The organism is Haloferax volcanii DS2 (genome assembly GCF_000025685.1).
GTDB classification, from domain to species: Archaea; Halobacteriota; Halobacteria; order Halobacteriales; family Haloferacaceae; genus Haloferax; species Haloferax volcanii.
Window position 1 is genome coordinate 1 of record NC_013967.1, and the last position, 11,819, is coordinate 11,819.

Sequence of the window (11,819 nt, forward strand, 5' to 3'; positions counted from 1 at the left end):
GACGACATCGCCGGGGGAGCGAAACTGATACGCGCGGGTTCTCGTGTTGAAACGGTCCCGCCCGGCCGAGTTCCGGTCGAACGGCGGCGGACGGGTCGGAGAAGTAAGGTTTTTGTACCAACTGTTCGTTTGGTTCCTTTGCATCATCTGGAATCGCCTTCTTCGGCGTGATGCGTAAATGCCGACTATCACCGGCTTCACGCACCCTATACGCCGCCGCGGGCGACTATTCCACTTGAAACAAAGGGGTATTCACGATGGACGAGGAAGAGAATCCGCGAGGCGGCGCACGAGGGGAAGCCGGGAACAGCACGCCGGACGACGGCGGCGCGGACGCCGACGCCGATGCTGGCACCGACACCGACGACACACCCAGTAACGACGCGTCCGGCGGTGACGGTTCCGCCGACAGTTCCGCCGTCGAGGACGACGTGTCGCCCGAAGACATCGACATTCAGGCGAGCATCGGTCCCGACGCCGACGCGCCCGACGCGTCCGACGAGGACCTCGACCAGCACAAAGACCCCGACGTCGGCCTCGACAAAGTCGTTCTCAACGACGACGAGGGGTCGAAGGGGCTGTTCGACGACCTTCTCGCCGGCGAGCCGATTTTCGAGAACAAGGAAGTCCTCCGCCCGTCGTACACGCCACACGAACTCCCGCACCGGACCGACCAGATAAACCAGATGGCGACGATTCTCGTCTCCGCCCTGCGCGGAGAGACGCCGTCGAACATCCTCATCTACGGGAAGACGGGGACCGGTAAGACCGCGAGCGCGAAGTTCGTCAGCCAGGAGCTCGAATCCACCTCCCAGAAGTACGACGTGCCCTGCGAGGTCGAGTACATCAACTGCGAGGTGACGGACACGCAGTACCGCGTGCTCGCCCAACTCGCGAACAAGTTCATCGAGAAGAACGTCGAGCGCATCGAGGCCGAACAGGAGCGCCTCGACGAGATGCGCACGCGGGCGACCGAAGACCCCAACGCCCTCGAAGAGACGCCGTACGACTCCATCGCCGAAATCGACGAGCGCGCGGCGGAACTCGACGACGACGCCGACGAGATGGAGACGGTGCCGATGACCGGGTGGCCGACCGACCGCGTCTACACGACGTTCTTCGACGCCGTCGACTACAAAGAGCGGGTGGTCGTCATCATGCTCGACGAAATCGACAAACTGGTCGAGAAGTCGGGCGACGACACGCTGTACAACCTCTCGCGGATGAACTCCGAACTCGATAACTCCCGCATCTCCATTATGGGTATCTCGAACGACCTGAAGTTCACCGACTTCCTCGACCCCCGGGTCAAGTCGAGCCTCGGCGAGGAGGAAATCGTCTTCCCGCCGTACGACGCCAACCAGCTCCGCGACATCCTCCAGCACCGCGCCGACGTGGCGTTCAAGCCCGGCGCGCTCACCGACGACGTGATTCCGCTGTGCGCCGCGTTCGCCGCGCAGGAACACGGCGACGCCCGGCGCGCGCTCGACTTGCTCCGCACGGCCGGCGAACTCGCGGAGCGCGGGCAGGCCGACACCGTCGAGGAGGCCCACGTCCGGCAGGCGCAGGACAAAATCGAACTCGACCGGGTGGTCGAGGTCGTCCGCACCCTGCCCACGCAGTCGAAAATCGTCCTCTTCGCCATCATCCTCCTGGAGAAAAACGGCGTCCGCAACATCAACACCGGCGAGGTGTTCAACATCTACAAGCGCCTCTGCGAGGAGATCGACGCCGACGTGCTGACCCAGCGCCGCGTCACCGACCTCATCTCGGAACTCGACATGCTCGGCATCGTCAACGCCGTCGTCGTCTCGAAGGGTCGCTACGGCCGGACCAAGGAAATCAGCCTGTCCGTCCCCATCGACGAGACCGAGGCCGTCCTGCTGACGGACTCCCGACTCGGCGACATCGAGAGCGCACAGCCGTTCGTGCAGGCGCGGTTCGACAACTGAAACTGAAGAACGAAGTCCCGAAGTCCGACGCTTTTAGTGCACTCGCGTCACGCCGCGAGCGCGGCGGTCCGCATCGGTGTGTTCCCCGCTTCGACCCGAAGCGGTGCCGTCGTCGCCGCCGCGTCGCTTCCCGGCGCGTCGCCTGCCGGCGCGTTTGCCGTCGACGCGTCGGGAACCGCCGTTTCCATCGTCGGCACGTCGACGAACTCGACAGGGGCGGGCGCGACCGGCGTCGTCGTCGCTATCGAGTTGGCGAGCGTCAGCCGAACCCACCCGAGAAGCGGGATACGGATTCGCGCGACGCCTTGGACCCACTCGGGGCGGACCGGGTCGGCGATGCCGCTTACTTGGTCGTACCGGGGGTTGTTGTCGCCTTTCGTGATGAAGCCGCTGTACTCGGCGGGGCAGTTGGCGAGTTCTCGGCAGTTGTCGGCCGACATGTACTCGGGGTTCGCCCGGTCGTACCAGTTCTCTCCGTCGTCGACCCAGAACATCGCCCGGTGGATAATCGGGGGACCTGCCGACCCGGGGTCGTCGTAGACGATGACGCTCCCGGGGCCGCCGAACTTCCGGTAGTCGACCTCCGCGCCCGTCTCGGCCGTGACGACGGCGGTCCCCTCGACCGCCGAGTCGGGGGCGTATCGCTCCGGTCCCGTGATGAACACGAGGTCGCCTTTGTGCATGTGCGGTTCCATGCTCCCGCTTTCGACGGCGACCATCGGCGGCCACACGCCGCTCAGCGCGAACAGGAGCAACCCGACGGCCAACACGGCGAGCGCGCTCGTCAGGAGTTCGCGGACGAACAGAAGCGGCCCCTCCTCTGCCGTCCGAAGCCGAGTTAGCACGCCTTCGTCGGAGGTTGGACCGCGCCGCGAGTCGGGGGAGGGCGGGCGGCCATCGTCGTCACTCATCACTCCCAGTTTACCCGGACTGGGTTTCAACGTTCTGGGTTTCGGCATCCTTTTTGCCGCGTGTCGCGCACTCCGGGTGTGCCACTGGAGACGCCGGCGCGCATCGTCCGGACGCTCGTCGGTCGCGGCTACAACGCCGAACGCGAGGCCGTGACCCTCATCGCCGGCTCCGACGACCCCGGCCGAACCCTCGCCCGCGTCGTCGAAGCCGCCCCGGACGACGCGCTTCGCATCACCGCCGACCACGTCCGCGAGGTGCTCGCGTCCGCCCCCGCCGCGGACCCGTCGGGAACCGAACCGACGCCCCCGGCCGCTGCGGACGCTGCGAACGCCGCGGATGCCGACCCAGCCGCCTCCGCCGCATCAGACCCCTCCGTTTCCGCTGCAACATCGCACGACAACGCGGCCCACACCGACCAGTCTGCTCCAGCCGAAGCGCAGGGGACACCGGGCGGCCGGAACGTCGACCCGGCGCTTCGGTCCCTCGAAATCGCCAACGACATGACCGGCCAGTCGACGGGTACCGGCGAGTACGACGACTTCGTGAAGGTGTTCCGCGACCGCTACGAGAAGCTCTCGAAACTGCTCCGCGGGCGCGTCAACCACCGCCCCGCGAAGGCCATCTCGAACATGTCCGGCGGCGAGGACGCCGAACTCATCGGCCTCGTCGACGACGTGCGCTCCACCAAGAGCGGCCACTGGATTATCGACCTTGAGGACACGACGGGGACGTTCCCCTGTCTCGTGATGAAGGACAAGGACATCGCGGGCTACGTCGACGAACTCCTCATGGACGAGTGCATCGCGGTGCAGGGGACGCTGTCGGGCGACGCGGGCATCCTCTTCGTCGACTCGATGCACTTCCCCGACGTGCCGCGGAGCCACCGCTCCAACACCGCCGACAGGGACGTGCAGGCGGCGCTCATCTCCGACGTGCACGTCGGCAGTCAGGAGTTCATGGCCGACGCGTGGAACCGCTTTGCCGACTGGCTCCACACCGAGGAGGCAGCGCGCATCGAGTACCTCCTCATCGCCGGCGACATGGTCGAAGGCGTCGGCGTCTACCCGAATCAGGACGAAGAACTCGACGTCATCGACATCTACGAGCAGTACGAGGCGTTCTCCGAGCACCTCAAATCGGTGCCCGGCGACCTCGAAATCGTGATGATTCCGGGCAACCACGACGCGGTCCGACTCGCGGAGCCCCAACCCGGCTTCGACGACGAACTCCGCGACATCATGTCGGCTCACGACGCCCGCATCACGAGCAATCCCTCGATGGTCACGCTCGAAGGCGTCAACGTCCTCATGTACCACGGTGTCTCGCTTGACGAGGTCATCGCCGAACTGCCGGCCGACAAGGCGAGCTACGACGAGCCGCACAAGGCGATGTACCAGCTTTTGAAAAAGCGTCACGTCGCGCCGCAGTTCGGGGGCCACACCCGCCTCGCGCCCGAGGAACTCGACTACCTCGTCATGGAGGACGTGCCCGACATCTTCCACACCGGCCACGTCCACAAGCTCGGTTGGGGCAAGTACCACAACGTCCTCGCGGTCAACTCCGGCTGCTGGCAGGCCCAGACCGACTTCCAGAAATCGGTCAACATCGACCCCGACGCCGGCTACGCGCCCATCGTCGACCTCGACACGCTGAACATGACGGTCCGGAAGTTCTCCTGAGGCGGCGACCGTTTCACTACTGACGACCGTTCGACTCAGCGACCGCTCTCCTACCAGTATGCTCCCTGATAGCACGCCGGATGTGCGGCGACCGAGACCATTCCACCGTCGCTTTTTATCCGCGACGCCCACAGAATCGGTGATGACCGACGACGCGCTGTTCGACGCGACGAGCCTGAACGACCTGTCGCTTTCCAACCGAGTCGGGCTGGCACCGATGACGCGCATCAGCGCCACCGACGAAGGACTGGCGACCAACGAGATGGCCCACTACTACCGGAAGTTCGCCGACGGCGGCTTCGGCTTTCTCGTCACCGAGGGCGTCTACACGGACGACGCGTACAGTCAGGGATACCTGAACCAGCCGGGACTCGTCACCGACGACCACGTCGAGGCGTGGACGAACGTCACGGACGCCGTCCACGAGGTCGACACACCGATTTTCGCGCAGTTGATGCACGCCGGGGCGCAGTCGCAGGGCAACCCCCACCTCGACGGCGACCGGACGCTCGCGCCCTCCGCGGTCCAGCCCGACGGCCAGAAGGCCGAGGCCTACGGCGGCAGCGGCGAGTTCGCGGTCCCGAAGGCGGCCGACGAGACCGACCTCGAAACCGCCCGCGAGGGGTTCGTGCGGGCGGCGACGAACGCGGTCGAAGCCGGCTTCGACGGCGTGGAACTCCACGGCGCGAACGGCTACCTACTCAACGAGTTCCTCGCGGCGAACGCGAACCGACGCGACGACGAGTACGGCGGCGGTCCCGAGTCCCGCGTGAAATTCCCCGCCGAGGTGCTTTCGGCGGTCACCGACGCGGTTCCCGAGGAGTTCGTCGTCGGCATCCGCGTCTCGCAGGAGAAAGTGACCGACGGCGACTACGAGTGGCCCGAGGGCGAGGACGCGGCCGCGGTCTTCTTCGAGGAGCTGTCGGCGGCCGGAGCCGACTACGTCCACACGACCGAGACCGACGCGACGACTCCGACCTTCGGCGCGGACGGTCCGACACTCGCTGAGGCCGCCGCCGAGTACGTCACCGACGACACGGTCGTCATCGCCAACGGCGGGCTCGGGGACCCGGACGCGGCGCGGGCCGCCGTCGACGCCGGCGCGGACCTGTTCACGCTGGGCACGAGCGCGCTCGCCAACCCGGACTGGCCGGCGCGCGTGGCCGCCGGCGACGACCTCGACGCGTTCGACCCGGCGAAGTACCTCGCGCCGACCGCCGGGCTCTCGGACCACGAGGTCCCGTCCGAGCCGCCGCTCGCGGACGACTGACGCGCGCTCGACGGCGGCTTCTCCGCCTGCGAACTACCCACCGAACCCCTTCGCTTCCACTCGAACTCCCGTTTCACAGTTCCTCGACGGTCGCCGTATTCGGACGCGCTAACTCGATTCGACTACCCGAGCGTCACGTCGAGGTAGAGCATCACGACGACGCCGACCATCGTCCCGAACGTCGCCACGCGCTCGTGGCCGTTCGAGTGCGTCTCGGGGACGATCTCGTCGGAGATGACGAACAGCATCGCGCCGGCGGCGAAGCCCATCGCGTAGGGAAGCAGCGCCGCGGCGTACTGGATGGCCCACGCGCCGAAGACGGCGAGCGGAATCTCCACGAGGCCGGCGCGGATACCCGCGAACGTCGCGTAGGTCGTGTTCCGAAGCCCGGCGTTGACGGCGGCGATGGAGACGGCCAGCCCCTCGGGGATGTTCTGGATGCCGATGGCGAGCATCAGCGGGACGGCGGTCCCGAGGTCGCCGGAGCCGAAACCGACCCCGACGGCGAGGCCCTCGGGCATGTTATGGATGGTGATGGCGACGATAAACAGGACGACAGAGGCCATCTTTTTGTCCGTCTCCGGGGCGTCCGCTCGGGTCTTGCCGGTCACGAGGATGTGGACGTGCGGAATCCACAGGTCGGCTTGGTCGAGGACGACGACGCCGATGACGAAGCCGACGAGGACGGGAATCGGACTCCCGCCCGCCGCCTCGATGCCGGGGAGGATGAGGCTCGTGAAACTCGCGGCGAGCATGACGCCGGCGGCGAAGCCGAGGAGCGTGTCGAGCGAGCGCTTCGAGGGGTCGCGCCAGACGAGAATGAGGAGCGCGCCGAGCATGTTCATCCCGGCGATGACGATGCCGCCGAGGAGGCCCTGCATCACCGGGTTCGAGCCGGCGAGCGAGACGAACAGCTCTTCGACCGCCGTCACGGCCGTCTCACTTCCGGCGGCCGTCTCTCGCGTCGTTCGGTCATGGACCACCTGACGAGCGGGAGGTATGTATTCCCTCCGTCGGTTCTCGCCGGCCGCGAGGCTCGACTATCCCGTCTCGTCGAGGACGTACCGAAGCGTCGGGGACCCTTCGAACCGCGGGCCGTGGCCGACGCGGTCGAAGCCGACGTGCTCGACCGCCTCGCACAGCGGGGCCTCGGATTCGAGGACGAGCACCTCGACCGGCAGGTCTTCGGCGCTGGCGAAGCGCAGCGGCTCTTCGAGCAGTCGCCGCACCGCCGCCTCGGTGCCGCCGAGGCGGGTGACGTGGAGGACGCCGTCGCGGACGTCGAAGCCGACGAAGCCGAGCACCGGTTCGTCGTCGGCCGGCGCGTCGGCGTGGGGGTCCGAACTCGTCTCGGCGGTGGCGAGGCGGACCGTCCGGTCGCGTATCAGCCGACGCATCGCCCGTATCGGCGCGTCGGCGACGGCGGCGAGCGCCTCGGCGTCGGTGTCAACGGCGTCTCTGACATCCATGCCCGAACGTTCCGCGGCTTCGGTGATAAATCTCCGCCCGCGAGGCGTCGGTACGGGCCGTCTCAGCGTCGGATTCGCGGGTGACGGCAACGGTTGAATCGGAGGACATAGTTATACGTCCCCCCGCGTTAGCCCCTCGCATGTTTACCAACGAAGCCCCGAAGCGACGCGACGCACCGGAGGAACGATGCGCGTAGTCGCGAAGTTCGGCGGCACCTCGCTCGGTAGCGGCGACCGAATCAACCGCGCCGCCGACTCCATCGCCGCGGCCGTCGAACACGGCCACGAAATCGCCGTCGTCGCCTCCGCGATGGGCTCGACGACCGACGACCTCCTCGACGAAATCAAGTTCGAGGCCGACGACCGCGACCGCGCCGAAATCGTCTCGATGGGCGAGCGGACCAGCGTGCGCATGCTCAAGGCGGCGCTGGCCGCCCGCGGCGTCAACGCCCTGTTCGTCGAGCCCGGCACCGACGAGTGGCCGGTCATCACGAACGACCTCGGCGAGGTCGACGTCGAGGCGACCCGAGAGCGGGCCGCGAAGCTCGCCGCCGAACTCGACGGCGTCGTCCCGGTCATCACCGGCTTCCTCGCGCAGAACCACGACGGCGAAATCACGACGCTCGGCCGCGGCGGCTCCGACACCTCCGCCGTGATGCTCGGCAACTACATGGACGCCGACGAGGTCGTCATCGTGACCGACGTGGAGGGCGTCATGACCGGCGACCCGCGCGTGGTTGAAGGCGCGCGCAACGTCGGCCGCATCACCGTCGACGAGCTTCGGAACCTCTCGTTCCGCGGGGCCGAGGTCGTCGCGCCGTCGGCGCTGTCGTACAAGGACGCGGCGCTGGACGTTCGCGTCGTCCACTACCAGCACGGCGACCTGCTCACCGGCGGGACGCTCATCGAAGGCGAGTTCCACAACCTCATCGACATGCAGGAAGAGCCCCTCGCGTGTCTCACGGTGGCCGGGCGAGCGATTCGCAACCGACCGGGAATCCTCGCGGACCTCTCGGCAGCCCTCCGAGAAGAGGACATCAACGTCGACTCGGTCGCCTCCGGGATGGACTCTATCACGTTCTACGTCCTCGAAGACGACTCCGACCGGGCCGAGGCCGTCCTCCACGACCGCGTCGTCGCCGACGACGCGCTGTCGTCGGTCACCGTCGAAGACGACATCGCCGTCGTCCGCGTCACCGGCGGCGAACTCCCGAACCGCCCCGGCGTCATCCTCGACATCGTCGAGCCGCTGTCCGAGGCCGGCATCAACATCCACGACGCCATCACCTCCGCGACCTCCGTCGCCATCTTCGTGGCGTGGGACGACCGCGAGGAGACGCTCGGCATCATCCAAGACGAGTTCTGAGCCGGTTCTCGTCGCGCTCTCGAAGCTGTTTCTCGCGCGCTCGCGTCCTCGAAAGTGACATCGCTCGACCGGTGGTCGTCGGCGGTCGCTGAAGTCGGCTCGTGGCGAGAACGGAACAGCCGGCGACACCGATGCACACACCAGTCCACGAGCGCCGAAAACCGGGCGTAGCCCCTCGATTTTCCGCCTGCCGATTACTTCACATTCGCGGACCTATTGCGGGCATGAAATCGTACAAGGCGAAGATGGTCGAGCCCATCGAACTCCCCTCGCGCGAGGAGCGCGAGGCCGCCCTCGAACGCGCCGGCTACAACGCGTTCAACCTCGACGCTCGCGACGTGTACATCGACCTCCTGACCGACTCGGGGACGGGAACGATGTCCGCAGAGCAGTGGGCCGCGATGATTCGCGGCGACGAGGCCTACGCCGGCAGCGAGTCGTTCGCCCGACTCGCGGAGTCGGTCCGCGACGTGATGGGATTCGAGCACGTCGTGCCGACCCATCAGGGCCGCGGCGCTGAGAACGTCCTCTACGGCGTCCTCTTGGAGGACGGCGACGTGGTGCCGAACAACTCCCATTTCGACACGACCCGCGCCCACGTCGTCAATCAGGGCGCGGAGCCGGTCGACTGCCCGTCGCCCGCCGCTCGCGACCCCAACTCGACGGAGACGTTCAAGGGCAACTTCGACATCGACGCGGGCTACGCGCTCGTCGAGGAGGTCGGGGCCGACGCGATTCCCGTCGTCGCCCTCACCATCACGAACAACTCCGTCGCCGGCCAGCCGGTCTCGATGGCGAACATCCGCGCCACCGCCGAGTTCGCCCGCGACATCGACGCCATGTTCGTCATCGACGCCTGTCGGTTCGCGGAGAACGCCCACTTCATCAAGACCCACGAGGCGGGCTACGAGAACCACTCGGTCGCCGAAATCGCCCGCGCGCAGTTCGAACACGCAGACGCCATCACGATGTCCGGGAAGAAGGACGCCCTCGTCAACATCGGCGGCTTCGCCGCGATGCGCGACGAGACGGTGTTCGAACACGCGAAACAGCGCGCCATCCTCTACGAGGGCTTTCCCACCTACGGCGGCCTCTCGGGCCGCGACATCGAGGCGATGGCCGTCGGCCTCCGCGAGGCCGTCACACCGCCGTACGTGACCGACCGCGTCGAGCAGGTGGCCGAACTGGGCGACCTGCTGGTCGAGGCCGGCGTCCCCGTCTACCAACCGACCGGCGGGCACGCGGTCTACCTCGACGCCGGCGAGGTGTTCCCGCACATCCCGAAAGAGGAGTTCCCCGGACAGGAACTCGTCTGCGCGCTCTACCTCGAAGGCGGCGTTCGCGGCGTCGAACTCGGCGGCTTCGCGTTCCCCGGCACCGACCGGCCAGACCTCGTGCGCCTCGCGCTCCCGCGGCGCACATACAGCCGCGAACACCTCGAACACGTCGCCGAGACGGCCGCGAAGGTGATGGCCTCGGCCGGCGAATACGGCGGCCTCGAAATCGTCGCGGAGCCGCCGATGAAGGAGCTTCGGCATTTCTCGTCGCGGCTCGAACCGGTGTCGAACTGATGGCTTCAGGACGGCCACTCGCGTTCCCCTATTTTCCCTCGTACAGCCGACTCGCCAGTCGCTCCGGCAGGCCGGCCTTGCGTACGCGCTCCGCGACGCGGTCGATGTCGTAGTTGACGCGTTCCGCCTCGATTTCCATCGCGTCGAGGTCGACGACCGCGTAGGCCGCCCGCGGGTCGCCGTCGCGGGGCTGGCCGACGCTACCGGGGTTCAGCACGATTCCGTCGTCGTAGATTCGGTAGCCCTGCACGTGGGTGTGGCCCAACACCAGCAGGTCCTCGTCGTCGAGGAGCGACGGCGAGAAGTCGTCGGGATAGGTGTAGCGGTCGGGGTGGTTCGGGTGGCCGTGGGCGAGTTTGACTCGGCCGTCGGCGAGCGTCCGGTTCTTCGGAAGCGCCGAGAGCCAATCCATCGACGCCGGCGACAGCGCGTCGCGGGCGTAGTCGACGCCCGCGGCCGCCATGCTGTTGAAGCGGAAGCCGGTCCCCGACGTGACCGCGCGGTCGTGGTTCCCCGAGACGGTCGGCACGTCCCGTTCTGCGAGTTCGGACACGCACTCCTCGGGCCACGGGTTGTAGCCGACCACGTCGCCGGCGCAGACCAGTCGGTCGACCGAGGGCATCGATTCGAGCACCGCTTCGAGTGCCGGGAGGTTCCCGTGCACGTCCGAGATGACGCCCAGACGCATGGCTCGGTGTACGGTGTCGCGGGTGAAAAATCTCGGGCCGCGGCGGCGTTATTCGCCGTTGTAGAAGGAGGTTTCGACGGCGTCGCCGACGGTCGCGGCGGCGGCGCAGACGGCGTGTTCGAACTCGTGGTCGTACAGTTCGCGGGCCGCGTCGGCGGCGGTCTCGGCGTCGAGGTCGAACGCGCGCGGGTCGTCTTCCTCGTAGGTCGCCACGAGCGTCGGTTCGGTGACAGCTTCGACGACGAGGGCGTCCTTGCGGACGATGCCGATGTAGGCCTCGTCGTCGCCGACGACGCCAGCGATGCGGGGCGTGTCGTAGTCGTCTTTCTCGTAGTCGAGCGCGAGCAGAATCTCCGCGAGCGCGTCGCGCGGCGGGTAGCCGAGGTCGAGTTTCTCCGCGACGGGGTCGACCTGCGAGCCGTTGCCGACGACGACGTAGTCGCCGCCCTCGCGGACGCAGTTGTAGGCGATGTAGGGGTTGTCGGTCTCGGGGGCGTCGGGCGTCGGCCCGACGGTCAGGGCGTCGTCCCGGTCGACGACCCGTCGGTTCGGGAAGGACCGAGAGGAGACGCGATACGCACCGATTCCGGGACTAACGACGACGAAACGTCCGACGTACATACACGACAGTGGATAGAATAGGGGGAAATAGTTGGCGGTTTATGCACGTCCGTCCGTCACCGTGCGACGAAATCCCACGGCGGAATCGACACGCAACGTTTACAAATACCCGCGAAGTACGAACTGATGCGAAGTCCCATGGGGTAGTGGCCAATCCTGTTGCCTTCTGGGGGCAACGACCCAGGTTCGAATCCTGGTGGGACTATTTCTCCGATTCTCACGCGCTTCGAGGCTACGCTGTCCCCCCTGATCTCCAGTTGAAACGAAGGGGTGGGATTCGAAAACCCAAGG

At 67.1% G+C, this 11,819-nt stretch carries 10 protein-coding genes and 1 tRNA gene; 6 read left to right on the top strand and 5 right to left on the bottom strand.

Annotated elements, in window-relative coordinates; all coding sequences use genetic code 11:
• The first annotated feature begins 257 nt into the window (after positions 1 to 257).
• Positions 258 to 1,952 carry a Cdc6/Cdc18 family protein gene (locus HVO_RS04710; protein WP_004044954.1) on the top strand — a complete coding sequence of 565 codons (1,695 nt, stop codon included), beginning with the start codon at positions 258 to 260 and terminating at the stop codon, positions 1,950 to 1,952.
• Positions 1,953 to 1,999: 47 nt separating this feature from the next.
• On the opposite strand, the gene HVO_RS04715 is transcribed toward HVO_RS04710, so the two are convergent.
• The gene (locus HVO_RS04715; RefSeq protein WP_004044955.1) at positions 2,000 to 2,797 is read right to left on the bottom strand and encodes a S26 family signal peptidase; all 798 of its coding nucleotides are present in this window, start codon (positions 2,795 to 2,797) and stop codon (positions 2,000 to 2,002) included.
• A gap of 144 nt (positions 2,798 to 2,941) precedes the next feature.
• Here HVO_RS04715 and HVO_RS04720 point away from each other — a divergent pair, with 144 nt between their 5' ends.
• Entirely contained in the window at positions 2,942 to 4,543 is a 1,602-nt protein-coding gene (locus tag HVO_RS04720; protein WP_004044956.1) for a DNA-directed DNA polymerase II small subunit, read from the top strand.
• 142 nt (positions 4,544 to 4,685) lie between these two features.
• Positions 4,686 to 5,813, top strand: coding sequence for an oxidoreductase (locus HVO_RS04725; RefSeq protein WP_004044957.1), 1,128 nt, complete (start codon positions 4,686 to 4,688; stop codon positions 5,811 to 5,813).
• A 122-nt stretch (positions 5,814 to 5,935) separates the two neighbouring features.
• Here HVO_RS04725 and HVO_RS04730 read toward each other — a convergent pair whose 3' ends face one another.
• Together HVO_RS04730 and HVO_RS04735 are read right to left on the bottom strand one after the other, a co-directional pair.
• The gene (locus HVO_RS04730; RefSeq protein ID WP_013035623.1) at positions 5,936 to 6,745 is read right to left on the bottom strand and encodes a ZIP family metal transporter; all 810 of its coding nucleotides are present in this window, start codon (positions 6,743 to 6,745) and stop codon (positions 5,936 to 5,938) included.
• A gap of 108 nt (positions 6,746 to 6,853) precedes the next feature.
• Positions 6,854 to 7,282 (bottom strand): hypothetical protein, encoded by a 429-nt coding sequence (locus HVO_RS04735; protein ID WP_004044961.1) that lies wholly within the window; start codon positions 7,280 to 7,282, stop codon positions 6,854 to 6,856.
• Positions 7,283 to 7,469: 187 nt separating this feature from the next.
• Here HVO_RS04735 and HVO_RS04740 point away from each other — a divergent pair, with 187 nt between their 5' ends.
• Complete coding sequence (locus tag HVO_RS04740) at positions 7,470 to 8,648, top strand: aspartate kinase (protein WP_004044963.1); 1,179 nt, start codon at positions 7,470 to 7,472, stop codon at positions 8,646 to 8,648.
• A gap of 224 nt (positions 8,649 to 8,872) precedes the next feature.
• Entirely contained in the window at positions 8,873 to 10,219 is a 1,347-nt protein-coding gene (locus HVO_RS04745) for a tryptophanase (protein WP_004044965.1), read from the top strand.
• A 28-nt stretch (positions 10,220 to 10,247) separates the two neighbouring features.
• On the opposite strand, the gene HVO_RS04750 is transcribed toward HVO_RS04745, so the two are convergent.
• A complete protein-coding gene (locus HVO_RS04750) occupies positions 10,248 to 10,907 on the bottom strand; it encodes a metallophosphoesterase family protein (protein WP_004044967.1) in 660 nt (219 codons plus the stop codon).
• 48 nt (positions 10,908 to 10,955) lie between these two features.
• Positions 10,956 to 11,528, bottom strand: coding sequence for an IMP cyclohydrolase (locus tag HVO_RS04755; protein ID WP_004044970.1), 573 nt, complete (start codon positions 11,526 to 11,528; stop codon positions 10,956 to 10,958).
• Between the two features lie 132 nt (positions 11,529 to 11,660).
• On the opposite strand from HVO_RS04755, the gene HVO_RS04760 reads away from it, so the two are divergent.
• Positions 11,661 to 11,733 (top strand) — tRNA-Gln (locus HVO_RS04760).
• Positions 11,734 to 11,819: the final 86 nt, after the last annotated feature.

What these genes read in the sequence shown, in the direction of transcription:
- HVO_RS04710 (WP_004044954.1), top strand. Translation starts at nt 258, where the DNA reads ATGGACGAGGAAGAGAATCCGCGAGGCGGCGCACGAGGGGAAGCCGGG.
- HVO_RS04725 (WP_004044957.1), top strand. Translation starts at nt 4,686, where the DNA reads ATGACCGACGACGCGCTGTTCGACGCGACGAGCCTGAACGACCTGTCG.
- HVO_RS04735 (WP_004044961.1), bottom strand. Translation starts at nt 7,282, where the DNA reads ATGGATGTCAGAGACGCCGTTGACACCGACGCCGAGGCGCTCGCCGCC.
- HVO_RS04740 (WP_004044963.1), top strand. Translation starts at nt 7,470, where the DNA reads ATGCGCGTAGTCGCGAAGTTCGGCGGCACCTCGCTCGGTAGCGGCGAC.
- HVO_RS04745 (WP_004044965.1), top strand. Translation starts at nt 8,873, where the DNA reads ATGAAATCGTACAAGGCGAAGATGGTCGAGCCCATCGAACTCCCCTCG.
- HVO_RS04750 (WP_004044967.1), bottom strand. Translation starts at nt 10,907, where the DNA reads ATGCGTCTGGGCGTCATCTCGGACGTGCACGGGAACCTCCCGGCACTC.
- HVO_RS04755 (WP_004044970.1), bottom strand. Translation starts at nt 11,528, where the DNA reads ATGTACGTCGGACGTTTCGTCGTCGTTAGTCCCGGAATCGGTGCGTAT.